The 26,978-nt window shown below is 75.3% G+C and carries 25 protein-coding genes; 18 read left to right on the forward strand and 7 right to left on the reverse strand.

The features are described 5' to 3' along the window. The first annotated feature begins 49 nt into the window (after positions 1-49). Positions 50-1,201: a S1C family serine protease gene (locus AC2TDM_RS05930; RefSeq protein ID WP_484636110.1), complete on the forward strand. Its 1,152-nt coding sequence runs from the start codon at positions 50-52 to the stop codon at positions 1,199-1,201. A gap of 9 nt (positions 1,202-1,210) precedes the next feature. Here AC2TDM_RS05930 and AC2TDM_RS05935 read toward each other — a convergent pair whose 3' ends face one another. Next, the gene (locus AC2TDM_RS05935; RefSeq protein ID WP_484636111.1) at positions 1,211-1,720 is read right to left on the reverse strand and encodes an SRPBCC family protein; all 510 of its coding nucleotides are present in this window, start codon (positions 1,718-1,720) and stop codon (positions 1,211-1,213) included. A gap of 138 nt (positions 1,721-1,858) precedes the next feature. Between AC2TDM_RS05935 and AC2TDM_RS05940 the strand changes: the two genes are divergently transcribed. The 4 genes from AC2TDM_RS05940 to AC2TDM_RS05955 all read left to right on the forward strand — a co-directional run bounded on the left by AC2TDM_RS05940 (position 1,859) and on the right by AC2TDM_RS05955 (position 5,269). Then, on the forward strand, positions 1,859-2,332 hold the full coding sequence (locus AC2TDM_RS05940) for a twin-arginine translocase TatA/TatE family subunit (RefSeq protein ID WP_484636112.1): 474 nt from the start codon (positions 1,859-1,861) through the stop codon (positions 2,330-2,332). A gap of 74 nt (positions 2,333-2,406) precedes the next feature. After that, the gene (gene trpS / locus AC2TDM_RS05945; RefSeq protein ID WP_484636113.1) at positions 2,407-3,438 is read left to right on the forward strand and encodes a tryptophan--tRNA ligase; all 1,032 of its coding nucleotides are present in this window, start codon (positions 2,407-2,409) and stop codon (positions 3,436-3,438) included. Continuing rightward, entirely contained in the window at positions 3,435-4,052 is a 618-nt protein-coding gene (locus tag AC2TDM_RS05950) for a 2'-5' RNA ligase family protein (protein ID WP_484636114.1), read from the forward strand. Before trpS ends, AC2TDM_RS05950 begins: the two co-directional genes overlap by 4 nt. Positions 4,053-4,180: 128 nt before the next feature. Continuing rightward, the gene (locus tag AC2TDM_RS05955) at positions 4,181-5,269 is read left to right on the forward strand and encodes a YihY/virulence factor BrkB family protein (RefSeq protein ID WP_090033563.1); all 1,089 of its coding nucleotides are present in this window, start codon (positions 4,181-4,183) and stop codon (positions 5,267-5,269) included. Between the two features lie 57 nt (positions 5,270-5,326). On the opposite strand, the gene AC2TDM_RS05960 is transcribed toward AC2TDM_RS05955, so the two are convergent. The 4 genes from AC2TDM_RS05960 to sdhC all read right to left on the reverse strand — a co-directional run bounded on the left by AC2TDM_RS05960 (position 5,327) and on the right by sdhC (position 8,929). Beyond that, entirely contained in the window at positions 5,327-6,142 is an 816-nt protein-coding gene (locus AC2TDM_RS05960) for a succinate dehydrogenase iron-sulfur subunit (protein ID WP_484636115.1), read from the reverse strand. Continuing rightward, entirely contained in the window at positions 6,142-7,977 is a 1,836-nt protein-coding gene (sdhA, locus tag AC2TDM_RS05965) for a succinate dehydrogenase flavoprotein subunit (protein ID WP_484636116.1), read from the reverse strand. The genes AC2TDM_RS05960 and sdhA overlap by 1 nt, the downstream gene beginning before the upstream one ends. An 86-nt stretch (positions 7,978-8,063) precedes the next feature. Beyond that, entirely contained in the window at positions 8,064-8,525 is a 462-nt protein-coding gene (gene sdhD / locus AC2TDM_RS05970; RefSeq protein ID WP_090033665.1) for a succinate dehydrogenase, hydrophobic membrane anchor protein, read from the reverse strand. Between the two features lie 2 nt (positions 8,526-8,527). Continuing rightward, positions 8,528-8,929 carry a succinate dehydrogenase, cytochrome b556 subunit gene (gene sdhC, locus AC2TDM_RS05975; protein ID WP_275407334.1) on the reverse strand — a complete coding sequence of 134 codons (402 nt, stop codon included), beginning with the start codon at positions 8,927-8,929 and terminating at the stop codon, positions 8,528-8,530. A 302-nt stretch (positions 8,930-9,231) separates the two neighbouring features. Here sdhC and AC2TDM_RS05980 point away from each other — a divergent pair, with 302 nt between their 5' ends. The 11 genes from AC2TDM_RS05980 to deoC all read left to right on the forward strand — a co-directional run bounded on the left by AC2TDM_RS05980 (position 9,232) and on the right by deoC (position 21,469). Continuing rightward, the gene (locus AC2TDM_RS05980; RefSeq protein ID WP_484636117.1) at positions 9,232-10,383 is read left to right on the forward strand and encodes a mannose-1-phosphate guanylyltransferase; all 1,152 of its coding nucleotides are present in this window, start codon (positions 9,232-9,234) and stop codon (positions 10,381-10,383) included. A gap of 70 nt (positions 10,384-10,453) precedes the next feature. Beyond that, positions 10,454-11,650, forward strand: a complete 1,197-nt coding sequence (locus AC2TDM_RS05985; protein ID WP_090033666.1) for an amidohydrolase — start codon at positions 10,454-10,456, stop codon at positions 11,648-11,650. A gap of 378 nt (positions 11,651-12,028) precedes the next feature. Next, positions 12,029-13,114, forward strand: a complete 1,086-nt coding sequence (locus AC2TDM_RS05990) for a BMP family lipoprotein (protein WP_484636396.1) — start codon at positions 12,029-12,031, stop codon at positions 13,112-13,114. Positions 13,115-13,262: 148 nt separating this feature from the next. Beyond that, a complete protein-coding gene (locus tag AC2TDM_RS05995; protein WP_484636118.1) occupies positions 13,263-14,780 on the forward strand; it encodes an ABC transporter ATP-binding protein in 1,518 nt (505 codons plus the stop codon). Then, positions 14,777-16,117 (forward strand): ABC transporter permease, encoded by a 1,341-nt coding sequence (locus tag AC2TDM_RS06000; protein WP_484636119.1) that lies wholly within the window; start codon positions 14,777-14,779, stop codon positions 16,115-16,117. The genes AC2TDM_RS05995 and AC2TDM_RS06000 overlap by 4 nt, the downstream gene beginning before the upstream one ends. Next, on the forward strand, positions 16,114-17,406 hold the full coding sequence (locus AC2TDM_RS06005) for an ABC transporter permease (protein ID WP_484636120.1): 1,293 nt from the start codon (positions 16,114-16,116) through the stop codon (positions 17,404-17,406). The genes AC2TDM_RS06000 and AC2TDM_RS06005 overlap by 4 nt, the downstream gene beginning before the upstream one ends. Before the next feature lie 4 nt (positions 17,407-17,410). Continuing rightward, entirely contained in the window at positions 17,411-17,854 is a 444-nt protein-coding gene (locus AC2TDM_RS06010; RefSeq protein WP_175499538.1) for a cytidine deaminase, read from the forward strand. Next, positions 17,851-19,167 carry a thymidine phosphorylase gene (locus tag AC2TDM_RS06015; RefSeq protein ID WP_484636121.1) on the forward strand — a complete coding sequence of 439 codons (1,317 nt, stop codon included), beginning with the start codon at positions 17,851-17,853 and terminating at the stop codon, positions 19,165-19,167. Before AC2TDM_RS06010 ends, AC2TDM_RS06015 begins: the two co-directional genes overlap by 4 nt. A gap of 124 nt (positions 19,168-19,291) precedes the next feature. Continuing rightward, on the forward strand, positions 19,292-19,525 hold the full coding sequence (locus AC2TDM_RS06020) for a hypothetical protein (RefSeq protein ID WP_090033579.1): 234 nt from the start codon (positions 19,292-19,294) through the stop codon (positions 19,523-19,525). Positions 19,526-19,583: 58 nt separating this feature from the next. Next, positions 19,584-20,771 carry an adenosine deaminase gene (locus AC2TDM_RS06025; RefSeq protein ID WP_484636122.1) on the forward strand — a complete coding sequence of 396 codons (1,188 nt, stop codon included), beginning with the start codon at positions 19,584-19,586 and terminating at the stop codon, positions 20,769-20,771. Continuing rightward, on the forward strand, positions 20,768-21,469 hold the full coding sequence (gene deoC / locus AC2TDM_RS06030) for a deoxyribose-phosphate aldolase (RefSeq protein WP_239078751.1): 702 nt from the start codon (positions 20,768-20,770) through the stop codon (positions 21,467-21,469). The genes AC2TDM_RS06025 and deoC overlap by 4 nt, the downstream gene beginning before the upstream one ends. An 18-nt stretch (positions 21,470-21,487) precedes the next feature. On the opposite strand, the gene AC2TDM_RS06035 is transcribed toward deoC, so the two are convergent. Together AC2TDM_RS06035 and AC2TDM_RS06040 are read right to left on the reverse strand one after the other, a co-directional pair. After that, a complete protein-coding gene (locus AC2TDM_RS06035; protein WP_484636123.1) occupies positions 21,488-23,383 on the reverse strand; it encodes a phospho-sugar mutase in 1,896 nt (631 codons plus the stop codon). A gap of 36 nt (positions 23,384-23,419) precedes the next feature. After that, the gene (locus tag AC2TDM_RS06040) at positions 23,420-24,253 is read right to left on the reverse strand and encodes a purine-nucleoside phosphorylase (protein ID WP_484636124.1); all 834 of its coding nucleotides are present in this window, start codon (positions 24,251-24,253) and stop codon (positions 23,420-23,422) included. A gap of 66 nt (positions 24,254-24,319) precedes the next feature. On the opposite strand from AC2TDM_RS06040, the gene AC2TDM_RS06045 reads away from it, so the two are divergent. Further along, positions 24,320-25,759 (forward strand): NAD(P)H-quinone dehydrogenase, encoded by a 1,440-nt coding sequence (locus tag AC2TDM_RS06045; RefSeq protein ID WP_484636125.1) that lies wholly within the window; start codon positions 24,320-24,322, stop codon positions 25,757-25,759. A 31-nt stretch (positions 25,760-25,790) separates the two neighbouring features. Beyond that, positions 25,791-26,837, forward strand: a complete 1,047-nt coding sequence (locus AC2TDM_RS06050) for an LD-carboxypeptidase (RefSeq protein WP_484636126.1) — start codon at positions 25,791-25,793, stop codon at positions 26,835-26,837. Positions 26,838-26,978: the final 141 nt, after the last annotated feature.

A 26,978-nucleotide genomic window follows, 5' to 3' on the forward strand; every position in this document is an offset into this window, starting at 1 on the left:
GGAGGGCTGTGCTCCACCGCTCGGCGCGGGCCCGGTGACGGTCCGGCTGGTGCGCGAGCGCGGCCGTCGCCGCGGCGGTCGTCCCGGCGGGGACCGCCGTCGTGGCGGCGCAGGGCGGACGGCGGCCCTCGTCGCCCTGGCCCTCGTCGCCGGTGCCGGCGGGGGTGCGGCCGTGACCCGGTGGCTCCCCGAGGAGCGCCCGGCAGACGCGGCGCTGCCCGTCGCCGGTGCGGCGGCTGCCGGCGGCACCACGACGCCGGCCCCCGCGGCGGGGAGCGTCGCCGCGATCGCGGCGGACGTGCTGCCCAGCGTCGTCTCGCTCGAGGTCCGCACGGCGTCCGGCGCGGCCACGGGATCGGGCTTCGTGCTCCGCGCCGACGGGTACGTGCTCACGAACAACCACGTCGTCGCGGGGGCGCTCGACGAGGCCGGTGCGATCACCGTGCTGCTCGCCGACGGCAGCGAGGTCGCGGGCACGCTCGTCGGGGCGACGGCCGACTACGACCTCGCGGTCGTGCGCGTGGAGCGCGACGGCCTGACGCCTCTCGTGCTGGGCGACTCGGACGTGGTGCAGGTCGGCGACCCGGTGGTCGCGGTCGGGGCGCCCCTCGGGCTCGAGGGCACGGTCACGACCGGCATCGTCAGCGCCCTCGACCGGCCCGTCACCGCCGGCGAGCAGACGGGCACCGCCTTCATCAACGCCATCCAGACGGACGCGGCGATCAACCCCGGCAACTCCGGCGGACCCCTGGTGGACGCGGCCGGAGCCGTCATCGGCATCAACTCGGCCATCGCGCAGACCGCCGGCTCCGCCACGGGCGGTGCGGGGAGCATCGGGCTCGGCTTCGCCATCCCGTCCAACCAGGCGCGGCGCACGGCGGAGCAGCTCATCGAGACCGGCCGCGCCACCTACCCGGTCATCGGCGCGCTGCTCGACCGCACGTGGACGGGCGAGGGGGTCCGCATCGCCGACGAGCCCGACGAGGGCACGGCGCCGGTGACGCCGGGCGGTGCGGCGGACACGGCCGGCATCCGCGCGGGCGACGTCATCCTCGCCGTCGACGGGCGGCCGGTCACGGAGCCCGACGAGCTCGTCGTCGACCTGCGGTCGCGCACGCCGGGGGAGGCCGTGACCCTGCGCGTGCGCACGGGCGAGGACGAGCGCGACGTGCGGGTCGTCCTGCAGGAGTCCGCGGGCTGACGGATCGCGTCAGCGGGCGCCGCCGGCCGGGAGACGGAGGCGCGGCAGCGTCACCAGGCACCGCAGCGACCACCACGCCAGCGGAGCGTAGGCGAGCAGCACCGGCAGCGGCCCGTGCAGGACGAGCCACGTGCGGGACGCGGCACCGGTCGTGGCCCCGGTGCCCGCCCCGGGCCCGTGGGCGCCGGCGTGGACGCCGACATCCGTGCCGGCGTCCACGCCGTGCTCGAGGCGCAGCACGAGCGGGCCGGCGTGCACGCGCCAGGCCCAGCGGCGGCGGGGCCGGTCCACGGCGGTGACGACGAACCGCACGCGCACGCCCAGCGGGCCGTGCACGCGTCCGCCGGCGCCGGCCGCGAGCCGCGGGGGGCCCTCGACCCGCCGGATGTGCGGCGCCCACCCCGCCCACAGCCCGGGGTCGTCGTAGCGCCCCCACGCCACGTCGGCCGGCACCGGCCCGCGGGCGCCCAGCGTCAGGCGCCCGTGCCAGAGGCCGCCCGCGACCCGTCCGCCGCTCATCACCTGCCGATCCTCGTGCGCGCCCGGTCGCGGGGCCAGCGGGGACGGCGGGGACCGGCGCCGGGCGGGGCGGACGTCACGCCGGCGAGCGGTCCCCCGGGGGTCCTGCTCGCGGCCTCGCGCGGGTAGCCTGGCGACGTGCCCTTCGACATCAACGGTGGCGAGTGGCTGGTCCTGCTGCTGGTCGCCGTCGTGGTGATCGGGCCCGAGCGGCTGCCGGCGTTCGCGGAGCAGCTCGGTCGCTGGGTGCGCGGTGCCCGCGGCTTCCTGACCGAGGCCAAGGCGCGCGTCGACGCGGAGCTCGGCGAGGAGGCGAAGGACGTCGACTGGGCGGCGCTCGACCCCCGCCAGTACGACCCGCGCCGCATCGTCCGCGAGGCGCTCCTCGACGACGACGGCCCCCGCGGCCGCGCCCCGGCGAACCCGCGCAACGGCGCCCGCACGGCGACGCCACGGACAGGAGCGGCCCTGCGCACGGGCGCGACCGCGGTGGGTGCCGCGGTCGGCGCCGCCGCGGCGGGGAGTGCAGCCGCCGGCACGGCCGCTGGTGCGTCCGCCGGCACGGCGGCGACCGCCGCCCCGCCGGCGCCCTTCGACACCGAGGCGACCTGACCCGGCGGGTCGTGGGCGGTCGGACGTGTGCACCGGCGGCGCGACCACCGCGCACCACCTGCCATGATGGGGTGATGGGCCCGTCCACCTCCGCCGCCCGGATCTTCTCGGGCATGCAGCCGACGTCCGACTCCCTGCACCTGGGCAACCACCTCGGCGCCCTCACGCAGTGGGTGGCCCTCCAGGACGACCACGACGCCATCTACTGCGTCGTCGACCTGCACGCGCTGACGGTCGCGCCCGACCCGGCCGTGCTGCGGGACCGCACCCGCCGGACCGCGGCCCAGTACCTCGCCGCGGGAGTCGACCCGCAGCGGTCCATCCTCTTCGTGCAGTCCCACGTGAGCGCTCACGCGGAGCTCGCCTGGCTGCTCAACTGCATCACCGGCTTCGGCGAGGCCGGCCGGATGACGCAGTTCAAGGACAAGTCGCTCAAGCTGGGCGCCGAGGGCACGACGGTCGGTCTCTTCACCTACCCGGTGCTCATGGCCGCGGACATCCTGCTGTACGACACGGACCTCGTCCCGGTGGGGGAGGACCAGCGCCAGCACCTGGAGCTGACCCGCGACCTCGCCCAGCGCCTCAACAGCCGCTTCGGCGCGGGGACGGTCGTCGTGCCCGACGCGCACATCGTCAAGGCGACCGCGAAGATCTTCGACCTGCAGGAGCCGACGGCGAAGATGAGCAAGTCGGCGGCCAGCCCCAACGGGCTGATCGAGCTCCTCGACGACCCGAAGGTCGTCGCCAAGCGCATCCGCTCGGCCGTCACCGATACGGAGCGGGAGATCCGCTACGACCCCGTCGCCAAGCCCGGGGTCTCGAACCTCCTCACCATCTACTCCGCGCTGACCGACCGCTCGCTCCCGTCGCTGGAGGCCGAGTACGACGGCCGCGGGTACGGCGACCTCAAGAAGGACCTCGCGGAGGTCGTCGTCGCCTTCCTCACGCCGTTCCAGGAGCGCGTGCACGGGTACCTCGACGACCCCGCCACGCTCGACGCGGTCCTCAGCGACGGCGCGGAGCGCGCGGAGGCCCTCGCGCAGGACACGCTGGCGCGCCTGTACGACCGGTTCGGGCTGCTGCGGCGGGTGCGGGCGGCGCGATGACGGACGTCCCCCCGGTGCTCGTCGGGGTCTCCGTGCGCGTACCGGAGCCCTGGGCGGGCCAGCTCCAGGAGGCACGGGCCGGCTACGGCGACCCCGTCGCGCGGCACGTGCCCCCGCACGTGACGATCCTGCCGCCGACCCCGGTCGCCCCCGCGCAGCAGGCCGCGGTGCTCGAGCACCTCGACCGCGTCGTGGCGGCCCACCGGGCGTTCGTGCTGCACCTGCGCGGCACGGGCACGTTCCGGCCCGTGTCGCCGGTGGCCTACGTCGACGTGGCCGAGGGTGGCGACGCCTGCGCCCGGCTCGAGGCCGCGGTGCGGGGCGGGCCCCTGTGGGCGGAGCAGCGGTTCGCCTACCGGCCGCACGTGACCGTCGCGCACCACGTCGACGACGCGGCGCTGGACGCCGCCGAGCGCGACTGGGCGGACCTCGACGCGCAGTTCCTCGTCACGACGGTGGAGTGCGCCGCGCTCGACCCCGACGGCCGGTGGCGGACCCTGCGCGTGCACCCGCTGGCCGGTCCCGACCGTCCGGTCCCGCTGCCCGACCCCCCGACCGGGGAGCACCCGGTCGTGCGGGCGGCGCTGCGCCGCCTGCGGCACCGCCCCTCCTGACGCTCCGCCGAGACGCAGGACGGGACGGCCGGATCCTGCTCGACGCCGACGCCGACGATGGCTCCGATGCCGACATCGAGGCCGAGGCTGCGGTCGCCGGGCGTGCTGCACGCCCCTAGCCTGCGGGTATGAGCGCCACGGCCGGTCCCGCCGCCCGTCCCGACCCGCCGGGGTACGGCGGCACCGGGCAGGTGGAGGTGGGCCCCGCCCGCGGCGCGGGCACCGCGCACCTCCTCGTCGGGCACGAGCTGGGCGAGGAGGACCCGACCAACTCGCGCCGCCCGACCGGGTTCGCCGCGGTGTGGGCGGCCGTGCAACGGCTGCTGGCCGCCTGGAACCGCACCCGCGCCGCCCGCGCGAACGCGCGCTTCGGCCAGGCCGGCGGTGGCGTGCTCACCGGCGGCATCGCCTACTCCGCGCTGTTCTCCGTCGCCGCCGCGCTGACGCTCGGCTTCACGGTCCTCACCGCGGTGCTCGGCAACGACGTCGACCTGCGCGAGCGCATCGCGCGGGCGATCGACACCTCGCTGCCGGGCCTCGTCGCGGTCGACGGGTCGCAGGGGCTCGTGGACGTCGACGAGCTGCAGCTCAGCTCCCGGGGCGTCCTCGCCGGCGTCGTCGCCGCCGTGGTCCTGCTCGTGACGGCGACGAACGCGATGGCGGCCCTGCGCACCGCCGTCCGCGCGATGTTCGCCGCCCCGACGGCGGGCCAGAACCTCGTCGGCAGCAAGCTGCGCGAGCTGGTCGGCGTGGTGGGCATCGGTCTGGCGGTCGTCGTCTCCGCGCTGCTGGGCCTGGCGGTGACGACCGTCGTCGCCTGGCTGACCACGGTGCTCGGCGTCGGGGTGGGGGCCGGCGTCACGGCGGCCGTCGCGGGCGTCGCCGTCGCGTTCCTCGCCGACGCCGCGACGTTCGTGCTCCTCGTGCGCGTCCTCGCCGCGCAGGACCCGCCGCGGCGCGACCTCCTGCAGGGAGCGGCCATCACCGGGCTGGGGCTCGGCGTCGTGCGCGTCCTGGGGACGTCTGCCGTGGCCGGCAGCGCCTCGCGCAACCCGCTGTTCGCGACCGCGGTCACCCTGGCGACGCTGCTGGTCTGGATCAACCTCATCTCCCGCATCGTCCTGTTGGCGGCCGCCTGGACGGCGGACCCGTCGCTGGAGGAGCTGCAGGGCGAGGGACCCGGCGCGCGCACGGCCGAGGGGCCGGCGGCCGGCTGAACCGGCCACCGGCCCCTCGGGCTGGTGCTGCGCTGCTGAGGTGCGGCAGGTCGGGCGTCAGAAGGCGCGCGTGATCATCGCGCGCTTGACCTCCTGGATCGCCTTCGTGACCTCGATGCCGCGCGGGCACGCGTCCGTGCAGTTGAAGGTCGTCCGGCAGCGCCAGACGCCCTCCTTGTCGTTGAGGATCTCCAGGCGCTGGGCCCCGCCCTCGTCGCGGCTGTCGAAGATGAAGCGGTGCGCGTTGACGATCGCGGCCGGGCCGAAGTACTGGCCGTCGGTCCAGAAGACGGGGCAGCTCGTCGTGCAGGCTGCGCAGAGGATGCACTTCGTCGTGTCGTCGAAGCGCGCCCGCTGCTCGGAGGACTGCAGGCGCTCCTTCGTCGGCTCCTGCCCGGAGGTGACGAGGAACGGCATGATCTCGCGGTAGGAGGCGAAGAACGGCTCCATGTCGACGACGAGGTCCTTGAGCACCGGCAGGCCCTTGATGGGCTCGACGACGATCGGCTTGGACAGGTCGAGGTCCTTCAGCAGCGTCTTGCACGCCAGCCGGTTGCGGCCGTTGATCCGCATGGCGTCCGATCCGCAGACGCCGTGGGCGCAGGAACGGCGGAAGGTGAGCGAGCCGTCGTGCTCCCACTTCACCTTGTGCAGCGCGTCCAGCACACGGTCCGTGCCGTACATCGTCAGCGTGAACTCGTCCCAGCGGGCGTCGCCGGGCGCGTCGCCACCGACCTCCTGCTCGGCGGGCGCGGCGTCGTCGGGCGGCAGGTAGCGCTGCACCCGCAGCGTGACCTGGAAGCTCGGCACCTCGCCCATCTCGGACGTGGCGCCGCTCGTCGTGGCGCTCGTGTTCTCCAGGGTGGCGGTCATCAGTACTTGCGCTCCATGGGCTGGTACCGGGTCATGGTGACGGGCTTGGACCCCAGGACCACGCGGTAGTCGTCGAAGTCGGTGCTCCCGCTGAACACCCCGTCGCGGTCCCCGCCGGCGTCCTCGACCGGGACGGTCAGGGGACGGCGGTAGACCATCGTGTGGCGCATGTACTGCGCGTCGTCGCGGTGCGGGAAGTCCTCGCGGAAGTGCCCCCCGCGCGACTCGTCGCGGTTGAGCGCACCCACCAGGACCGTCTCGGAGATGTCGAGCAGGAAGCCCAGCTCGACGGCCTCGAGGAGGTCGGTGTTGAAGGCGCGGCTCTTGTCCTGCACGGACACGCTGGCGAACCGCTTGCGCAGGCCGCGCAGGTCCGCCAGGGCCTGCTCGAGGGACTCCTTCGTGCGGAACACCTGGGCGTTGGCGTCCATCGTGTCCTGCAGCGCCTTGCGCAGGTCGCCCACGCGCTCGCCGTCGGGCCGGGTCCGGATGTCCTCGAGCTCGGCCTGGACGAGCCCGGCGGGGCCCTCGGGCAGCTCGACCCACGGGGCGCCGACCGCGTACTCCGCCGCCGAGATGCCGGCGCGCTTGCCGAACACGTTGATGTCGAGCAGCGAGTTGGTGCCCAGGCGGTTGGAGCCGTGGACGCTCACGCACGCCACCTCGCCCGCGGCGTAGAGCCCACGGATGACGTCGGTCTCGTTGCGCAGGACCTCGCCCGCGATGTTCGTCGGCACGCCGCCCATCGCGTAGTGCGCGGTGGGGTAGACGGGGACGGGCTCCGTGTAGGGCTCGATGCCCAGGTACGTCCGCGCGAACTCGGTGATGTCCGGCAGCTTGGCGTCGATGTGCGCGGGCTCGAGGTGCGTGAGGTCCAGCAGGACGTAGTCCTTGTTCGGCCCCGCGCCGCGGCCCTCGCGCACCTCGTTCGCCATGGACCGGGCCACGATGTCGCGCGGCGCCAGGTCCTTGATGGTGGGGGCGTAGCGCTCCATGAAGCGCTCGCCCTCGGAGTTGCGCAGGATCGCGCCCTCGCCGCGGGCCGCCTCCGACAGGAGGATGCCGAGGCCGGCCAGGCCCGTCGGGTGGAACTGGAAGAACTCCATGTCCTCCAGCGGGATGCCGCGGCGGTACGCCAGCGCCATGCCGTCACCGGTGAGGGTGTGCGCGTTCGAGGTGGTCTTGTAGATGCGGCCGGCGCCACCCGTGGCGAGCACGACCGACTTCGCGCGGAAGACGTGGATCTCGCCCGTCGCCAGCTCGTACGCGACGACGCCCGCGACCGACACCTCCTCGCCGTCGGGCACGGCGTGCCCCGCGAGGTCGTGGTCGACGAGCAGGTCGAGGACGTAGAACTCGTTGAAGAACTCGACGTCGTTCTTCACGCACTGCTGGTAGAGCGTCTGCAGGATCATGTGGCCCGTGCGGTCCGCCGCGTAGCAGGAGCGGCGCACAGCCGCCTCGCCGTGGTTGCGGGTGTGCCCGCCGAACCGACGCTGGTCGATCCGGCCCTCGGGCGTCCGGTTGAACGGCAGGCCCATCTTCTCGAGGTCGAGGACGGCGTCGATGGCCTCCTTGGCCATGACCTCCGCGGCGTCCTGGTCGACGAGGTAGTCGCCGCCCTTGACCGTGTCGAAGGTGTGCCACTCCCAGTTGTCCTCCTCGACGTTGGCCAGCGCGGCGCACATGCCGCCCTGGGCCGCGCCGGTGTGGGACCGCGTCGGGTAGAGCTTGGTGATGACCGCGGTCCGCGTGCGGACGGAGGACTCGAGGGCGGCCCGCATGCCGGCGCCGCCTGCGCCGACGATGAGGACGTCGTACTGGTGGGTCTGCATCGGTGTGCCGGGCTCTTCTCTGCGATCGGGTGCGCGCCGGGGGTGACGGTGCGCCGGGAGGGTGGGGCGGAGGTCGTCCGCCGCCGTCAGATGTCGCTGCAGAAGCTCGGCAGCAGGTCCGCCGGGGCGCCGACGGGGCACGGGTCGAAGGTGAAGATCACGAGCGTGCCGAGCACCACGACGACCGCGAACGCGAGGTACAGCGCGCTCTTGAGCACCAGCCGGGTGCGGTCCTTCTCGGCGTAGTCGTTGATGATGGTCCGCATCCCGTTCGTGCCGTGGATCATCGCGAGCCACAGCATCGTCAGGTCCCAGACCTGCCAGAACGGCGTCGCCCACTTGCCCGCGACGAACGCGAAGTCGATCTGGCTGACGCCCTCGCCCACGACGAGGTTGGAGATGAGGTGGGCGAAGATCAGGACGAGCAGCAGCACGCCGGACACGCGCATGAACACCCAGGCGTACAGCTCGGTGTTGCCGCGGGTGCTGCGACGGCCGGGGCCGCTGCGCGGGATGCGCGGGGCCTTCGGGTCGGCGATGACGGTCACGGTCACTCCCCCCCGAAGACGTGCATGAGGTGCCGCGGCAGGAAGCCGGCCATGAGGACGACGAGCAGCCCCAGCACGACCCACAGCATCGCCCGCTGGCGGCGCACGCCCTGCGACCAGAAGTCCACGAGCATGATCCGCACGCCGTTGAGCGCGTGGAAGACGATGGCGACGACGAGGCCGGCCTCGGCCAGGCCCATCACCGGGTTCTTGTACGTCCCGATGACCGCGTTGTACGCCTCCGGCGAGACGCGGACGAGCGAGGTGTCCAGGACGTGCACGAGGAGGAAGAAGAAGATCGACACCCCCGTGATGCGGTGCGCGACCCAGGACCACATGCCCCCGGCGCCGCGGTAGAGGGTCCCCGGACCCTGGCGTCGCGAGGACGCCGCCGGGGCGGGCACCCGGCTCGGGGTGGACTGCGCTGTAGCCACGGGTACGGCCTCCTGGCACTTCGGGCGACGTCGGCGTCGACGTGTTGTCGGAGTCCATCGTAGGACCGCCGCGGGGCACGGTTGCCGTCCCCACCAGGGACGGTCGTCCCCCTTTCGCCCTTTGTGAAGAATCCCACAAGGTCCTCTCAGGTGCGGCGACGATCGGGCCCGGGCGGGCGGCGCCGCCGAGGGCGGCCGGAGGCCCCCGACGTGTCCCGGACCACGCGTCGACCTGCCCGTCCCGCCGGGGGGCCTTCGCTAGATTGCGCGGCATGTCGAGCCCCGTCGCGTCTGACGCCGTCCCCGCCGCCGGCCCCGTCCCCGGCTTCCACGCCGTCGTGCCGGCGGGCGGTGCGGGCACACGCCTGTGGCCGCTCTCGCGCGCCGGGCACCCCAAGTTCCTCCTCGACCTCACGGGCTCGGGGCGCACCCTGCTCCAGGCCACGGTGGACCGCCTCGCGCCGCTGACCGGCCCGGGCGGCGTGCTCGTCGTGACCGGTGCGCGGCACGCGGAGGCGGTGGCCGCCCAGCTCCCCGAGGTAGGTGCCCAGGACGTGCTGGCCGAGCCCTCGCCGCGCGACTCCATGGCCGCCATCGGGCTCGCCGCGGCGGTGCTCGTCGAGCGGCACGGCGAGGACGTCGTGCTCGGCTCGTTCGCCGCCGACCACGTCATCAGCGGCGGGGAGCTCTTCGCGCAGGCCGTCCGCGACGGCGTCGCCGGTGCGCGGGCAGGCTACGTCGTCACCATCGGCATCGGCGCCACCGAGCCGTCGACGGCCTTCGGCTACGTGCGCGCCGGGGCCCCGCTCGGGCTCGACGACGCGCCGGTCGTCCGTCACGTCGTAGGCTTCACGGAGAAGCCCGACGCGGAGACCGCGGCGCAGTACCTGGCGACGGGGGAGTACTCCTGGAACGCGGGCATGTTCATCGTGAAGGCCACCGTGCTGCTGGACCACCTGGCCGCCCAGCTGCCGACCCTGCACGACGGGCTGCGGCGCATCGCGGCGGCCTGGTCCGGCCCGGACCGCGAGGCCGTGCTGGCGGAGGTGTGGCCCGGCCTGACGAAGATCGCGATCGACCACGCCATCGCCGAGCCCGTGGCGGCGGCGGGCGGCGTCGCCGTCGTCCCCGGCGCCTTCGGCTGGGACGACATCGGCGACTTCGCCTCGCTGGCGGCGATGCTGCCGGCGGGTGAGCAGGGGGGCCCGACGCTCGGCGACGAGGCGTTGGTGCAGCGGCTGTCCGGCGCGGAGGACGCGTTCGTCGCCCCCGCCGCCGGTCGCGTCGTCAGCGTCCTCGGCGTGCCGGACGCCGTCGTCGTCGACACCCCGGACGCGCTCCTCGTGACGACGCGGGGGCACGCCCAGGCCGTCAAGCAGGCGGTCGACGGCTGGCGGGGACGCGGACGCGAGGACCTGCTCTGACTCCTAGGCTCGACCCGTGACCACCACCGCCGGCGCCGGGACGCCCGTCGCCCCCGTCGTCGCCCCGGACGTGCCGTCCGCGGACCCGGAGGTGCGCTCGCTCGTCGCGGCGGTGGGGGGCCTGCGCGACGAGCTCGTCGCCCTCCGGCGGGACCTGCACGCCCACCCCGAGCTCGCACGCCTGGAGGAGCGGACGACCGCCGTCCTCCTCGCGCGGCTGCGCGCCGCGGGTCTCCTCCCGCGCGCGCTGCCCGGCTCGGGCCTGGTGTGCGACCTCGGGGACGCCCGGCCCGGCACCCGGCGGGTCGCGCTGCGCGCGGACCTCGACGCGCTGCCGGTGCAGGACGCTTGCGGCCTGCCGTGGGCCTCGACGGTCCGCGGGGTCGCGCACGCGTGCGGCCACGACGTGCACACCGCGGCGGTGCTGGGCGCGGGGCTCGCGCTCGCCCGGCTCGCCGCGGAGGGGGTCGCCGTGCCCGGCGTGCGGCTGGTGTTCCAGCCCGCGGAGGAGGTGCAGCCGGGCGGGTCGCTGGACGTCATCGCCGCCGGGGGCCTCGACGGCGTCGGGCAGATCTTCGCCGTGCACTGCGACCCCAAGCTGGACGTGGGGCACGTCGGCACCCGCATCGGCCCCATCACGTCCGCCAGCGACGAGGTGACGGTCACCCTGACCGGGGCCGGCGGGCACACGTCGCGCCCCCACCTGACCGGGGACGTCGTCTACGCGCTGGGCCAGGTCATCACGCAGGTCCCCGCGATCCTCGGGCGGCGCCTCGACCCCCGCTCGGGGGTCAACCTCACGTGGGGTGCGGTGCAGGCCGGGCAGGCGCCGAACGCGATCCCGGGCCGCGGCGCCCTGCGCGGCACCCTGCGGTGCCTGGACGTGCGCGCGTGGGAGAAGGCGTCGGAGGTGTTCCACGCGGCGGTGGAGCAGGTGGTGCTGCCCTACGACGTGGGCGTGGAGATCCACCACCAGCGCGGCGTGCCGCCCGTGGAGAACCACGCCCGCTCGACCGGCGTCCTCGAGGCGGCGGCGCGCGACGTGCTGGGCCCGGCCGCGGTCGAGCTGACGGAGCAGTCGCTGGGCGGCGAGGACTTCGCGTGGTACCTCACGAAGGTGCCCGGCGCCATGGCGCGGCTCGGCACGCGGACCCCGGGCGGGCGCACCTACGACATCCACCAGGGCGACCTGCGCGTCGACGAGCGGGCCGTCGAGGCGGGCGCCCTGCTCCTGGCGCGCGCCGCGCTGCTCGCCGGGCGGTCCTGACCGCCGTCGGCGGCCGGCGTCACCGGGGGCGTCGTCGTGGCGTCACCCGGACGTGCGGCCCCCGGCGGCGCCGATGTTCCAAGTCGGTAACAGAACCGGCCCGTGACGTCGCCGTAACCTCCCGGTGACAGCGGGCTCACTAAGGTCGGCGTCGATCGGCGCGGGCGGGAGGCCCGGGCGGGACGCCCCACGGGCGGTCCCGCCGGGGCGGCAGGACCCCGCGCCGGGGTAGGAGCGGCCTGCCCGCACGACTACGCTCGTGCAGCCGGGCGCGCCGTGCGAGCACAGCACCGCGAGCACACCGATCGCGACCCGGCCGCGGGTCGTCGACGGGGACGACTGTCCGAGGACGGAAACAGGAGTGACGACGTGAAGACCATGACACGCAGCGCGGTGCTCGTCGCCGCGAGCGCCCTCGCGCTGGCGGCCTGCGGGGCCGCCCCCGAGGAGGAGGCCGGCGCCACGGGCTCGGCCGCGGCACCGGAGTCCGACTTCCGCGGGTGCATCGTGTCCGACGCAGGCGGGTTCGACGACAAGAGCTTCAACCAGCTCAGCTACGAGGGCGCGAAGGAGGCGACCGACGAGCTCGGGGCCGCCTTCTCCGAGGTGCAGTCCGACTCCGAGACCGACTTCCAGCCCAACCTCGAGTCCCTCGTGGGCGAGGGCTGCAACGCCATCGTCTCCGTCGGCTTCGCGCTGTCGGCGGCCACGGTCGGGTCGGCCACCGCCAACCCCGACATCGACTACATCCTGGTCGACGACGCGGCGGACAACGACTTCGACGGCACGAAGGACGCGGACAACATCAAGCCGCTCCTGTACGACACGGCGCAGGCCGCGTTCCTCGCCGGCTACCTCTCGGCGGGCTACTCGACCTCCGGCGTCGTCGGCACCTTCGGCGGCCAGCCCTACCCGACCGTGACGATCTTCATGGACGGCTTCAAGCAGGGCGTCGAGTACTACAACGAGCAGAAGGGCGCCGACGTGCAGGTCGTCGGCTACTCCGGCGGCGACCAGGGCTCGTTCACCGGCGGCTTCGTCGCCAACGACGACGCCAAGAACATCGCGGCCGGCCTCATCGACCAGGGCGCGGACGTCCTCCTGCCCGTCGGCGGCCCGATCTACCAGTCGGCGCGCGACGCCATCGCGGACGCCGGCGGCGGCATCGCCCTCATCGGCGCGGACGCCGACGTGTACGAGACCGACCCGTCGGTCCAGGACATCATCCTCACGTCGATCCTCAAGAACATGAAGCTGTCGACGTACGAGGCGATGCTCGCCGCCGGCAACGACGAGTTCGACGCCGAGGCCTACGTCGGCACGCTCGAGAACGAGGGCGTCGGGATCGCGCCGCTGCACGACTTCGAGGACGACGTCGACCCGGCCCTCGTCGAGGAGGTCGACGCGCTGCGCGAGTCGATCATCGCCGGCGACGTGACGGTCACCTCGTACCTGTCCGAGTGACGCGAACGCTCCCCGGGGACGGCTGCGGCCGTCCCCGGGGAGCGTCCTGCTGCCCGCACCGGGCCGCACGACCCGCACCACCCGCGCCACCCAGCACCACCCGCCCGGACCGGCCCCGCGCCGGCACCCCCGTCGTCGAGGGACCCGCATGAAGCTCGAGCTGCGCGGCATCACCAAGCGTTTCGGCGCACTGGTGGCCAACGACCACATCGACCTGCGCGTCGAGCCCGGCGAGATCCACTGCCTGCTCGGGGAGAACGGCGCCGGCAAGTCCACGCTCATGAACGTCCTGTACGGCCTCTACACGGCCGACGAGGGCGAGATCCTGCTCGACGGCGCCGTGCAGCAGTTCACCGGCCCCGGCGACGCCATGGCGGCCGGCATCGGCATGGTCCACCAGCACTTCATGCTCATCCCCGTCTTCACCGTGGCGGAGAACGTCATGCTCGGCCACGAGCAGACCCGCGCCGGCGGCCGCCTCGACCTCGACGCCGCCCGCACCCGCGTGCGCGAGATCGCGGACCGCTTCGGCTTCCACGTCGACCCCGACGCCCTCGTCGGGGACCTGCCCGTCGGCGTGCAGCAGCGCGTGGAGATCATCAAGGCGCTGTCCCGCGACGCCCGCGTCCTCGTGTTCGACGAGCCCACCGCCGTGCTCACGCCGCAGGAGACGGACGAGCTGATGGCGGTCATGCGTCGCCTCAAGGAGGGCGGCGCGGCGATCGTCTTCATCACCCACAAGCTGCGCGAGGTCCGCGAGGTGGCCGACCGCATCACGGTCGTGCGCCGCGGCAGGGTCGTGGGGGAGGCGAGCCCGACGTCCACCGACGCGGAGCTGGCGGCCCTCATGGTCGGCCGCGCGGTCGAGCTGACCGTGCCGAAGGGCCCGCCGCAGCCCACGCCCAACACCCTCGAGGTGCAGGGCCTGGAGGTCACCGACCCGACGGGCGCGGTCGTCGTCGACGACGTGTCCTTCACGGTGCACGGCGGCGAGGTGCTCGTCGTCGCCGGCGTGCAGGGCAACGGGCAGACCGAGCTGGCGGAGGCCCTCGTCGGGCTGCGCACCACGTCGGGCGGCAGCGTCCGGCTGGACGGCACGGAGCTGCTCGGCCGGTCCGTGCGCCAGGTGCTCGACGCGGGCGTCGGCATCGTCCCCGAGGACCGGACGCACGACGGGCTCGTGGGCGCCTTCTCGGTCGCGGAGAATCTCGTGCTCGACCGGACCGACGGCGCGCCCTTCGCCCGCGGCGGGGTGCTGCAGCTCGGCCTGCGGGACCGGTTCGCCCGGGAGAAGGTCGAGGAGTTCGACATCCGCACGCAGGGCATCGACACCCCCGTCGGTCGGCTGTCCGGCGGCAACCAGCAGAAGGTCGTTCTCGCGCGCGAGCTGTCGCGCGACCTGCGCCTGCTCGTGGCCTCGCAGCCGACGCGCGGCGTGGACGTCGGCTCCATCGAGTTCATCCACCGGCGGATCGTCGAGACGCGGGACGCGGGCGTGCCCGTGGTCGTCGTCTCCACCGAGCTCGACGAGGCCGTCGCGCTCGGGGACCGGATCCTCGTCATGTACCGCGGCCGCGTCGTCGGGATCGTCCCGGCGTCGACGTCGCGGGACGTCCTCGGCCTCATGATGGCCGGCATCCCGCAGACGGAGGCGGACGCGGCATGAGCACTACCGACCCCTACGGGCACGGCGCCTCGACGGCGGCCGGCACCTCGCCGGAGGCCGTGCCGCACAACCCGGCGACGCACGTCGGCCCGGGGAGCGAGGCCGATCCCGCGGCGCCGGGCCCCGCCGACGACGACGCCGCGCGCTGGCGTGCCGCCCTGCACCGGGTGTTCGCGGGCGGCTGGGCCGTCTCCGTCGGCGCCGTGCTGCTGGCCGTGCTCGCCGGCTCGATCATGATCGCCTTCACCGACGAGGGCGTGCAGAGCGCCTCGTCGTACTTCTTCGCGCGGCCGCTCGACACGCTGCAGGCCGTCGGGTCGGCGGTCGGCAGCGCCTACGCGGCGCTGTTCCGCGGCGCCGTCTACAACTACCGGGCCGACGACCTCGCCACGGCGATCCGGCCCCTGACGTCCTCGCTGAACTTCGCGACGCCGCTCATCGCGGCGGGGCTGGGCGTGGCCGTGGCCTTCCGGGCCGGCCTGTTCAACATCGGTGGCCAGGGGCAGATCCTCGCGGCGGCCGCGGGCGCCGGCTGGGTGGGCTTCGCCGCCGACCTGCCGGTGGTGGTGCACGTCGTGCTCGCGATGGTCGCCGGGGTGCTGGCCGGGGCGGTCTGGGCGGGCATCGCCGGCGTCCTCAAGGCCTACACCGGCGCCCACGAGGTGATCGTCACGATCATGCTCAACTACATCGCGTTCTACGGGATCTCCTACCTGCTGGCGACGCCGGGGCTGCTGCAGGCGCCCGGGTCCGCGAACCCCAAGACGCCGGCCATGCCGGACACCGCGATCCTGCCGCGGCTGCTGGGGGAGCGGTTCACCCTGCACGCCGGGTTCCTCGTCGCCGTCGCCGCGGTCGTCGTCGTGTGGTGGCTGCTCAACCGCTCGACGCTCGGCTTCGGCTTCCGGGCCGTGGGGGAGAACCCCGCCGCGGCCCGGGTGGCGGGGATCGACGTGCGACGGACCACGGTCGTGGCGATGCTCGTCGCCGGCGCCCTGGTCGGGATCGCCGGCGCGACGCAGGTGCTCGGCACGGTCACCACCGGGTTCTCCTACGACATCGACGCGGGCATCGGCTTCGACGCCATCACGGTGGCGCTGCTCGGCCGGTCCACGCCCTGGGGCGTCCTGGCCGCCGCCGTCCTGTTCGGCGCCTTCAAGGCCGGCGGCTCGACGATGCAGGCGTCGGAGAACATCCCCATCGAGATCGTGCTCGTCGTGCAGTCCCTCATCGTCCTGTTCATCGCCGCGCCGCCCCTGGTGCGCGCCGTGCTGCGGCTGCCGCAGCCCCAGGCGCGCCCCCGCCGCGGCGCCCGGACCCGGAAGGCGGCGGCATGACCGCGCTCGCGCCGTCCCCGCAGCCGGCGGCGGTCGCCGGCGCCCGGCACGTCACCGTCGTCAGCCGCAAGGCCGTCGTCGCCTCGGCCGTGGTCACCGCGCTGCTGGCCCTCCTCGTCGCGCTGGCGCCGCACAGCGGCAGCACGAGCTTCCGGTTCTCCTCGGAGACCGACCTCTTCCGCATCCCCGACGTGGCCGTGCCCGGGCAGGCCACCGCGTGGGTGTGCGTCGTGCTCGCCGCCCTCGTGACGGCGGCCATGGAGCTGTCCGTGCGCCGCGGGCGCCGGGTGCCGCTCGTGCTGTCGGCGGTGCTGGCGCTGCTCCTGATCGTCGGGTTCCTCGCGTGGGCCGGCGCGGGCAGCGATCGGGACTTCCCGGTGGTCCGCCTCGTCGGGGGCTCGGTGCTCCTGGCCGTGCCGATCGTCTTCGGCGCGCTCGGCGGCGTCATCGGCGAGCGGGCGGGCGTGGTCAACATCGCCATCGAGGGGCAGCTCCTGGCCGGCGCGTTCAGCGCCGCGGTCGTCGGGTCGCTGACCGACAGCCCGTGGGCCGGCCTCGTCGCCGCCGTGCTGGCCGGGGCCCTCGTCGCCCTCGTGCTCGGCCTGTTCACCATCACGTACAAGGTCGACCAGGTCATCGTCGGCGTGGTCCTCAACGTGCTGGTCATCGGCCTGACGAGCTTCCTGTACTCGCAGGTGCTCGTGCCCTCGGCGGACCGGCTGAACTCGACGAGCCGCTTCACGCCCGTCGCGATCCCGCTGCTGTCGGAGATCCCCGTGGTCGGCCCGGCGCTGTTCCGGCAGTCCGTCGTCGTCTACCTCATGTACCTCGCGGTGCCGGCGGTGTGGTTCGCGCTGTACCGGACGCGGTGGGGCCTGCGCCTGCGGGCCGTCGGCGAGCACCCCAAGGCGGCGGACACCGTCGGCATCAAGGTGCAGCGCACGCGCTACCGCGCGGTGCTCGTCGCCGGCGGGGTCGTGGGCCTCGGCGGCGCGTTCTACACGGTGGTGTCCGTGTCGTCGTTCGGCAAGGAGATGACGGCGGGCGCGGGCTTCATCGCCCTCGCGGCGGTCATCTTCGGCAAGTGGGACCCGGTCCGGGCCGCCCTCGCGGCGCTGCTGTTCGGCGCCGCGTCCAACCTCGAGGGGGCGCTGAGCATCGTCGGCGCGCCCGTCCCCAGCCAGTTCATGCTCATGCTGCCCTACGTCGTCACGGTGCTCGCGGTCGCGGGCCTCGTCGGCCGCTCCCGCGGCCCGGCGGCGGCGGGCCAGCCGTACGTGAAGGAGTGAGCGCGTGAGCGCCCCCACCGCAGCACCCACACCGACCGGTCCCGGGTCCGTCCCCGACGTCGACTGGGACGCCCTGCGCGCCGCGGCGCGCGAGGCCATGACGCACGCCTACGCGCCCTACTCGGGGTTCCCCGTCGGCTGCGCCGCGCTCGTCGACGACGGCCGCGTCGTGACGGGCTGCAACGTGGAGAACGCCTCCTACGGCGTCGGCCTGTGCGCCGAGTGCGCGCTCGTCGGGGCGCTGCACGGCACGGGCGGCGGCCGGCTCGTCGCGTTCGCGTGCGTCGACAAGCACGGCGCCGCGCTCATGCCCTGCGGGCGGTGCCGCCAGCTCCTGTGGGAGGCCGGCGGCGCGCGGCTGCTCGTCGACACGGTCAGCGGCATCCGCCCCATGACCGAGGTGCTGCCGGACGCCTTCGGTCCGGACGACCTGACGGACCGGGCGTGAGCGCCGCGACGGGCGGGTCCCGCCCCGAGCCGTTCGACGCCGTCGACGTCATCCGCACCAAGCGCGACCGCGGCGTCCTGACCGACGCTCAGGTGGACTGGGTCGTCGACGCCTACACGCGCGGGGTCGTCGCCGAGGAGCAGATGTCCGCCCTCGCCATGGCGATCCTGCTCAACGGGATGGAGCGCGCCGAGGTCGCCCGCTGGACGGCCGCGATGATCGCCACGGGCGAGCGGATGGACTTCTCCGGCCTGTCCCGGCCCACCGCCGACAAGCACTCGACGGGCGGCGTCGGCGACAAGATCACGCTGCCGTTGGCCCCGCTCGTCGCCGTGTTCGGCGTCGCGGTGCCGCAGCTGTCCGGCCGCGGCCTCGGCCACACGGGCGGGACGCTCGACAAGCTCGAGTCGATCGCGGGCTGGCGCGCGGCGCTGTCGAACGACGAGATGAAGGCGCAGCTCGAGGAGGTCGGCGCCGTCATCTGCCAGGCCGGATCCGGCCTGGCGCCGGCCGACCGCAAGCTCTACGCCCTGCGCGACGTGACCGGCACCGTCGAGGCCGTGCCCCTCATCGCTAGCTCCATCATGAGCAAGAAGATCGCCGAGGGGACGGGCTCGCTCGTCCTCGACGTCAAGGTCGGCTCCGGGGCGTTCATGAAGGACGAGGCGCGCGCCCGGGAGCTCGCCGAGGTCATGGTCGCGCTCGGCACGGATGCGGGCGTCACGACCGTCGCGCTGCTCACGGACATGTCGACCCCGCTCGGCCTGACCGCGGGCAACGCGCTCGAGGTCCAGGAGTCGGTGGAGGTGCTCGCCGGCGGCGGTCCGGCCGACGTCGTGGAGCTCACCGTGGCGCTGGCGCGGGAGATGCTCGCGGCGGCAGGGTGCGGTGACGTCGACCCCGCCCCGGCCCTGACGGACGGCCGGGCGATGGACGTGTGGCGCGCGATGATCCGCGCGCAGGGGGGCGACCCGGACGCGCCGCTGCCGACGGCGCGGGAGACCGAGACGGTCGTCGCACCGGCGGACGGGGTGCTCGCGCGGCTCGACGCGCTCGCCGTCGGGGTCGCCGCCTGGCGTCTCGGCGCCGGGCGCGCGCGCAAGGAGGACGCCGTGCAGGCCGGCGCGGGGGTGCGGTGGCACGCCCGCCCGGGGGACGTCGTGCGCGCCGGGCAGCCCCTGCTGACCCTGCACACGGACACCCCCGAGCGGTTCGCCCGTGCCCACGAGGCCCTGGCCGACGCCGTCGAGGTGGCGCCGCCGGGGACCGACGTGCCCGTGACGCCGCTCGTGCTCGACCGCATCTCCGCCTGACGCACCGCCGCCCCCGGGGCGGGTCGACGTCCTGGACGCGCCTTGGTCTCGCCCGGGGCGCGCCCGGTCGCGCCCGGGCCCGGTCGGGGCGACGATGGCCGCCCCGACGAGGTGGAGGTGCGCCATGAGCACGGTGCCAGGAGACGACGCGTTCCGGGACGCGGGGCTGGCGGCGTCCAGCCCGGGCGGCAACGGCCCGTTCGCGCCCGACGAGAGCTCGGCCCCGCGCCCCGCGCACGACGCGGGCGACGAGGACGAGGTGTCGGGCGACGGCGCGGGGCCGGCGGCGACCGGCGAGGGCGAGTCCGGCCTCGACGCCTCCCCGTTCGGCGGCGAGGACGCGCCCACCCAGCCCTGAGGCTCGGCGTCACGGCCACCCGTCACGGCGACCCGTGACGGGTCGGTACGGTGGCGCCATGACCTCCTCGACGGCCGCGCTGCTGAGGCCGCTGCCCAAGGTCCTGCTGCACGACCACCTCGACGGCGGCCTGCGGCCGGCGACGGTCGTCGAGCTGTGCGCCGAGGCCGGGCACGCGCTGCCGACGACCGACCCCGACGATCTCGCGGCCTGGTTCGTCGCGGCGGCGTCGTCGGGCTCCCTCGAGCGGTACCTCGAGACGTTCGCGCACACGGTGGCGGCGATGCAGACGCCGGAGGCGCTGCGCCGTGTCGCGCGCGAGGCGGTCGAGGACCTGGCGGCCGACGGCGTCGTCCTGGCGGAGGTCCGGTACGCGCCGGAGCTGCACGTGCAGCGCGGCCTGAAGCTCGACGAGGTCGTCGCCGCCGTGAACGCCGGCTTCGACGAGGGCGTGCGCGCAGCCGCCGCCGCGGGCCGGGCGATCCGCGTCGGCGCGCTGCTGTGCGCCATGCGCCAGACCCGTCGCAGCGCGGAGGTCGCGGCGCTCGCCGTGGCCCACCGGGTGGGCACGGGGTCGGGCAGGGACGGGGGCACGGGCGGGGGCACGGGCGGGGGCACGGGCGGGGGCACGGGCGAGGGCACGGGCGGGGGCACGGGCGGGGGCACCGGGGTCGTCGGGCTGGACCTGGCCGGGCCGGAGGACGGCTTCCCGGCCACGGACCACGCCGAGGCGTTCGCGCTGGCCCGGTCCGCGCTGCTGCCCGTGACCGTGCACGCGGGGGAGGCCGCCGGGGTGCCGTCCGTGCGCGGCGCGCTGCAGGTCGGCGCGCTGCGCCTCGGGCACGGCATCCACGTGGCGGACGACGTGGCGCCCGACGGGCGGCTCGGCGAGGTGGCGCACTGGGTCCGCGACCGCGGCACGGTCCTCGAGACCTGCCCGTCGTCGAACCTGCAGACCGGCGGCGCCACGAGCGCCGCCACGCACCCCGCCACGCGGCTGCGCGACCTCGGCTTCGCCGTCACGGTCAACACCGACAACCGCCTCCAGTCCGGCACGAGCCTGACGGCGGAGATGGCCCTGCTCGTCGACGAGGCGGGCTGGACCTTGGCGGACCTGCGCGACGCCACCGTGCGGGCCGCCCGCGCGAGCTTCCTGCACCACGACGAGCGCACCCGGCTCGTCGACACCGTGATCGCGCCCGCGTGGGCGGCCGTGCTCGACCCGACCCGAGAGGACGTCCCGTGACCGTCTCCGACCCCGCCGCCAGCCGGCTCGACCCCGCCGCGCTGGCCCGCTACGTCGACCACACCCTGCTCAAGCCGGAGGCGACGGCCGAGGACGTCGCGGCGCTCGTCGCCGAGGGCGCGCGGCTCGGCGTCTTCTCCGTCTGCGTGTCGCCGTCGTTCCTGCCGCTGGACCTGTCCGGGGCCCCCGGCCTGAAGGTCGCCACGGTCTGCGGGTTCCCGTCGGGCAAGCACCGCAGCGAGGTCAAGGCGGCCGAGGCGGCCCGGTCCGTCGCCGACGGCGCCGACGAGGTCGACATGGTGATCGACGTGGGCGCCGCGCGTGCCGGCGACTGGGACGGCGTCACCGCGGACATCGCGGCCGTGCGCGCCGCCGTGCCGGCCCCCGCGCTGCTCAAGGTCATCATCGAGTCGGCGGCGCTGGACGACGACGCCGTCGTCGGGGCCTGCCGCGCCGCGCAGAGCGCGGGGGCGGACTTCGTCAAGACGTCCACGGGCTTCCACCCGGCGGGCGGCGCGACCGTGCACGCGGTGCGGCTCATGGCGCAGACGGTCGGGGGCGCGCTAGGCGTCAAGGCGTCGGGCGGCATCCGCACGGCGGAGGACGCCCTGGCGATGGTCGCGGCCGGCGCCACCCGGCTGGGGCTGTCGGGGACCGCTGCGGTGCTCGCCGGCGTCGAGGCGGGCCCGGGCTACTGACGCCCGGACCCGCAGGGGTCAGGCGCTGAGCCCGAGCGCGGCGCGCACCTCGTCGGCCAGCGCGTCGAGCCGCTCCCGCGCCCGCTCCCGCGCGGCGCTCACGTCCTCGTACGACGCGTCCGGCGCGACCGCCTGCACCACCTCGAGGTAGCACTTCACCTTCGGCTCGGTGCCGCTGGGCCGCACGACGACGCGCGTGCCGTCCTCGGCGACGAGGCGCAGGCCGGCCGTCGGCGGCAGGCCACCGCGGTCGTCGTCGGTGCCGGCCGCCAGGTCGACGGTCTCGACCACGGGGGAGCCGCCGAGGGACGTCGGAGGCTGGTCGCGGACGCGGTCCATCGTCGTGCCGATCGCGTCGAGGTCGGTGAAGCGCGCGGAGACCTGGTCCGTCAGGTGCAGGCCGTGGGCGCGGGCGAGGTCGTCGAGCGCGTCCACGAGGGTGCGCCCCTGCGCCGCGAGGTCCGCCGCGAGCCGCGCGACCGCCAGGGCCGCCGAGATGCCGTCCTTGTCCCGCACGTGCGCGGGGTCGACGCACAGGCCCAGCGCCTCCTCGTAGCCGAAGGCGAGCCCCGGTACGCGTGCGATCCACTTGAAGCCCGTCAGCGTCTGCACGTGCCGTAGGCCGTGCGCCGCGGCGATCCGGCCCAGCAGGCGGGAGGAGACGATGGAGGAGGCGAGCGCCGGCCCGTCGGCGGCGGCATCCCCGGGGTCGTCGCCGGTCGGCCACGCGGTGCCGCCCGCCTCACCGCCGGCCACGAGCGCGGCCACGGCCGCGCCCAGCAGCGAGCCCGTCTCGTCGCCGTGCAGCATGCGCCACCCGTCGGCCGCGGCCGTGCCGGGGGCGGTCGGGAGGGCGGCCCGCGGGTCGCGCAGCGCGACGGCGCAGCGGTCGGCGTCGGGGTCGAGCGCGAGGACCAGGTCCGCGTCGACCGTGGCCGCCAGGACGAGCGAGAGGTCGATCGCGCCCGGCTCCTCGGGGTTGGGGAAGTCGACCGTGGGGAAATCGGGGTCGGGCGCGGCCTGCTGCGGGACGAGCTGCACCCGGCCGAACCCGGCCGCCTGCAGCACCCGCAGGGCGATCGCGCCGCCGACGCCGTGCATGGGCGTGAGCACGATGGACAGGTCCGCCGCGGGACGCCCGGGCGGCGCCGAGCCGAGCACGCTCGCCACGTACGCCTCGGCCACCTCCGGCCCGAGGACGGTCCAGCCGCTCGCGGCTCGCGGGACGCTCGCGACGGAGGGCACGCGCGCGATGGCCGCGGCGATCCCGCCGTCGTACGGCGGCACGATCTGGGCGCCCTGGCCCGCGCCGTGCACCACCCGGCCGCCGAGGTAGACCTTGTAGCCGTTGTCCTGCGGCGGGTTGTGCGAGGCGGTGACCATGACGCCGGCGTCCGCCCCGAGGTGCCGCACCGCGAAGGCCAGGACCGGCGTCGGCAGCGGCCCCGGCAGCAGGCGCACGTCGCACCCGACGGCCGTGAGGACGGCCGCCGTGTCGTGCGCGAAGTCCACCGACCGGTGCCGGGCGTCGTACCCCACGACGACGACGGGCGGGCCGCCCGCCCCCTCGGTCTCGCCGAGCAGGAAGTCGGCCAGCCCGGAGGCCGCCCGGATCACCACGGCCCGGTTCATGCGGTTGGGCCCGCCGCCGAGGCGCCCGCGCAGCCCGGCCGTCCCGAACTGCAGGGTGCCCGCGAACCGGTCGGCGAGCTCCTCGCGCGCGGCACCGGTGTCGGACAGCACGCTGAGCACGCGCAGGTCGTGCGTCTCCTGCCCGGGCTCCCAGCCCTCGGGCTGCGTGCGGGCCCGCCCGAGCAGGTCCCGCAGCTCCTGCGCGGTCGTCGCGTCGGGGTCGTCGTCGATCCAGGCCTGGACCTGCTGCTCGAGGATGGCCAGGTCGACGTCCGCGCTCATGGGGCCACGCTAGCGGCCGACCCGCCGCCGGGGACGTCAGAGGCGCCGGACGACGTCCGCCAGGAGCGCGCTGATCCGCGGGCCGGCGGCCCGGCCCGCCTCGAGGACCTCCTCGTGCGAGAGCGGCTCGGAGCCGACGCCGGCCGCGAGGTTCGTCACGAGGGAGATGCCCAGCACCTCCATGCCCGCGTGCCGGGCGGCGATCGCGTCGAGCGTCGTGCTCATCCCGACGAGGTGGCCGCCGAGGATCCCGGCCATCCGCACCTCGGCGGGCGTCTCGTAGTGCGGCCCGCGGAACTGCACGTACACGCCCTCGGGCAGCGCGGGGTCGACCTCGCGCGCGACCGCCCGCAGGCGGGAGGAGTACAGGTCCGTCAGGTCGACGAAGGTGGCGCCCTCCAGCGGCGAGGCCGCCGTGAGGTTGATGTGGTCGCTGATGAGCACCGGCGTCCCCGGGCCCCAGCTCGGGTCCAGCCCACCGCAGCCGTTGGTGAGGACCACGGTCGAGCAGCCCGCGGCCGCCGCCGTCCGGATCCCGTGCACGACGGCGCGCACCCCGCGGCCCTCGTACAGGTGCGTGCGCGAGCCGAGCACGAGGGCGTGCTTGGTGCCGGCGTCGGTCGTGATGCGCACCGAACGGAGCGTCCCGACGTGGCCGACGACGGCCGGTGCCGTGAAGCCGGGCAGGTCCGTGCTGGCCACCTCGGCCACCGTCTCCCCGAGCAGGTCGGCGGCCCCGCCCCAGCCGGAGCCGAGGACGAGAGCGACGTCGTGCTGCTCGACGCCGGTGGCCGCCGCGAGGGCCTCGGCGGCGGCGCGCGCCACCTGCATCGGGTCGGTCGTGGGGTCGTCGAGCGAGGGCGTCGTCATGGCGCCTGAGGCTAGCCCTCGTCGCGACGCCCGCCCGTGCGGGTGCGCGTCACCCGTTCGGGCAGAATGGGTGCCGTGAGCCCCACCACCGCGCCCCGCCCGGCCACCCGCGTCGTCGTCGTCGGGGGCGGGCCCGGCGGCTACGAGGCCGCGCTCGTCGCCCGCCGTCAGGGTGCGGAGGTCACGGTCGTCGAGCGGCAGGGCGTGGGCGGCGCCGCGGTGCTCACCGACGTCATGCCGTCGAAGACCCTCATCGCCACCGCCGAGTGGCTGACCATCGCCGACCGGGCCCCCGAGCTGGGGATCCGCGTCGAGGGGCTGCCCGGGTCGGGTACGGACGCGCGGCACGTCATCGACCTCGCCGCGGTGAACACGCGCGTGAAGGCGCTGGCGGCGGCGCAGTCCGCGGACATCCGCACGCGCCTGACGAACGACGGCGTGCGGGTGCTGCGGGGCCACGGCCGGCTGGACGGGCCCGACAAGGTCGTCGTCGAGACGGCCGACGGCGAGAGCGAGACGCTGGAGGCCGACGCCGTCCTGCTGGCGACGGGCGCCACGCCGCGCGCGCTGCCCGACGCCCAGCCCGACGGCGAGCGCATCCTCACGTGGACGCAGCTCTACGACCTGGACCGGCTGCCGGAGCGCCTGATCGTCGTCGGCTCCGGCGTCACGGGCGCGGAGTTCGCCGGGGCCTTCACCTCGTTGGGCTCGCACGTCGTGCTCGTCTCGTCGCGCGACCGCGTGCTGCCGGGGGAGGACGCCGACGCGGCGGAGACGCTCGAGCGCGTGTTCCGCCAGCGCGGCATGACCGTGATGAGCCGGTCGCGCGCGAGCAAGGCCCGCCGCACGGCCGACGGCGTCGTCGTCACGCTCGAGGACGGCCGCGAGATCGAGGGATCGCACGTCCTCATGGCCGTCGGTGCCGTCCCCAACACGGACGACCTGGGCCTCGAGTCGGCGGGCGTCGCCGTCAGCGCGTCGGGTCACATCGAGGTCGACCGCGTCTCACGCACCACGGCGCGCGGCGTGTACGCTGCCGGGGACTGCACGGGCATCTACCCGCTGGCCTCCGTCGCGGCGACGCAGGGTCGCATCGCCATGTCGCACGCGCTCGGGGACCTCGTGCAGCCGCTGTCGCTGCGGGCCGTGGCCGCCAACGTCTTCACCAACCCGGAGATCGCCACGGTGGGCCGCAGCGAGTCGCGGCTGCGGGAGCTGGGCATCAAGTACGAGACCCAGATGCTCCCGCTGTCCCGCAACCCGCGCGCGAAGATGCTCGGCGTGCGCGACGGGTTCTTCAAGATCTTCGCGCGGGAGGGGTCGGGCACCGTGCTGGGCGCGGTCGTCGTCGGGCCGCGCGCGTCGGAGGCGGTCTACCCGCTGACGCTGGCCGTCACGCACCGCATGCAGGTCGACGCGCTGGCCAACGCGTCCACGGTGTACCCGTCGATGTCGGGCACGGCCGCCGAGGTGGCGCGCCTGCTCTGGCACGGCATCGGGGATTGAGACGTCCGGCCTCCGGCAGGTGCCGCCCGTCGTGCGACCGCTCGTCCAGCCCGCCAAGGCGCAGCCGGGGGACCGCGTCGCCGTGCTCTCGCCGTCGTTCGCGGCGCCGGGCTTCGCACCCGCCGTGCACGAGCAGGCGATGCGACGCCTGACGGAGGTGACCGGTCTCGTCCCCGTCGAGTACCCGACGACCCGTCGCCTGGGCGCGAGCGCCGTCGACCGGGCCGCCGACCTCAACGCGGCGTTCGCGGACCCCCACATCCGCGCCGTGGTCGCGACGGTCGGCGGTGAGGACCAGATCACCGTCGTCCCGCACCTGGACGCCGCGGCCGTGCGCGACGACCCCAAGCCGTTCCTCGGGTACAGCGACAACACCAACATCCTGACCTGGCTCTGGACCAACGGTGTCGCGGGCTACTACGGCGGGTCGACGCAGGTCCACCTCGGGCCGGGGCCGCGGGCCGACGAGGTGCACGCACGGTCGCTACGGGCGGCGCTGCTCACCGGCGGGAGGCTCGAGGTGACGGAGCCTGGCGAGTCGGAGGACCTGGGGCACGACTGGCTCGACCCGCGCGCGCTCACGGAGCACGGCGAGCGGGAGCCGACCGAGCCGTGGACGTGGGCGGGGCCCGCGCGCACCGTCACCGGCCCCACCTGGGGCGGCTGCGCCGAGGTGCTGCAGTGGCTCCTCACGGCGGGACGGTTCCCGGCGGACCCGGGCGTGCTCACCGGCGCCGTCCTGCTGGTGGAGACCTCCGAGGAGCTCATCCCGCCGCGGGAGCTCGGCTGGATCCTGCGCTCCCTCGGGGAGCGGGGGGTGCTCGGGGCCGTGGCCGCCGTCGTGGCCGCGCGGCCGCCCACCTCGGACTTCACCGACCGCCCCGGGGCCGACGAGCGCCGTCGCCGCCGTGAGGCGCAGCGGGACGTGGTCGTGGACGTGGTCGGGCGCTACAACGCCGACGCCCCGGTCGTGGTCGGACCCCCGTTCGGCCACACGCGGCCGCAGTGGGTCGTGCCCTACGGCGGCACGATGACGGTGGACGGCGTCGCCCGTCGCCTCTGGGCCGACTACGGCTGAGGCCGTGCCGGTCGCCCCTGCGGTCCGGTGCCGCTGCACCGCGCCGGCGACTGACGCGCGCCGCGCCCCTGTGGTCTGATCGGGTCGGGCGGCAGCAGGAGGAGGCCCAGGTGCGCGCACGGGCGGGGCGGCGGGTCGAGC

It is taken from the genome of Cellulomonas sp. plas2 (genome assembly GCF_057221735.1).

What these genes read in the sequence shown, in the direction of transcription:
- AC2TDM_RS05935 (WP_484636111.1), bottom strand. Translation starts at nt 1,720, where the DNA reads ATGAGCGGCGGACGGGTCGCGGGCGGCCTCTGGCACGGGCGCCTGACG.
- trpS (WP_484636113.1), top strand. Translation starts at nt 2,407, where the DNA reads ATGGGCCCGTCCACCTCCGCCGCCCGGATCTTCTCGGGCATGCAGCCG.
- AC2TDM_RS05950 (WP_484636114.1), top strand. Translation starts at nt 3,435, where the DNA reads ATGACGGACGTCCCCCCGGTGCTCGTCGGGGTCTCCGTGCGCGTACCG.
- AC2TDM_RS05955 (WP_090033563.1), top strand. Translation starts at nt 4,181, where the DNA reads ATGAGCGCCACGGCCGGTCCCGCCGCCCGTCCCGACCCGCCGGGGTAC.
- AC2TDM_RS05960 (WP_484636115.1), bottom strand. Translation starts at nt 6,142, where the DNA reads ATGACCGCCACCCTGGAGAACACGAGCGCCACGACGAGCGGCGCCACG.
- sdhA (WP_484636116.1), bottom strand. Translation starts at nt 7,977, where the DNA reads ATGCAGACCCACCAGTACGACGTCCTCATCGTCGGCGCAGGCGGCGCC.
- AC2TDM_RS05980 (WP_484636117.1), top strand. Translation starts at nt 9,232, where the DNA reads ATGTCGAGCCCCGTCGCGTCTGACGCCGTCCCCGCCGCCGGCCCCGTC.
- AC2TDM_RS05990 (WP_484636396.1), top strand. Translation starts at nt 12,029, where the DNA reads ATGACACGCAGCGCGGTGCTCGTCGCCGCGAGCGCCCTCGCGCTGGCG.
- AC2TDM_RS05995 (WP_484636118.1), top strand. Translation starts at nt 13,263, where the DNA reads ATGAAGCTCGAGCTGCGCGGCATCACCAAGCGTTTCGGCGCACTGGTG.
- AC2TDM_RS06000 (WP_484636119.1), top strand. Translation starts at nt 14,777, where the DNA reads ATGAGCACTACCGACCCCTACGGGCACGGCGCCTCGACGGCGGCCGGC.
- AC2TDM_RS06005 (WP_484636120.1), top strand. Translation starts at nt 16,114, where the DNA reads ATGACCGCGCTCGCGCCGTCCCCGCAGCCGGCGGCGGTCGCCGGCGCC.
- AC2TDM_RS06020 (WP_090033579.1), top strand. Translation starts at nt 19,292, where the DNA reads ATGAGCACGGTGCCAGGAGACGACGCGTTCCGGGACGCGGGGCTGGCG.
- AC2TDM_RS06025 (WP_484636122.1), top strand. Translation starts at nt 19,584, where the DNA reads ATGACCTCCTCGACGGCCGCGCTGCTGAGGCCGCTGCCCAAGGTCCTG.
- AC2TDM_RS06035 (WP_484636123.1), bottom strand. Translation starts at nt 23,383, where the DNA reads ATGAGCGCGGACGTCGACCTGGCCATCCTCGAGCAGCAGGTCCAGGCC.
- AC2TDM_RS06040 (WP_484636124.1), bottom strand. Translation starts at nt 24,253, where the DNA reads ATGACGACGCCCTCGCTCGACGACCCCACGACCGACCCGATGCAGGTG.
- AC2TDM_RS06045 (WP_484636125.1), top strand. Translation starts at nt 24,320, where the DNA reads ATGGGTGCCGTGAGCCCCACCACCGCGCCCCGCCCGGCCACCCGCGTC.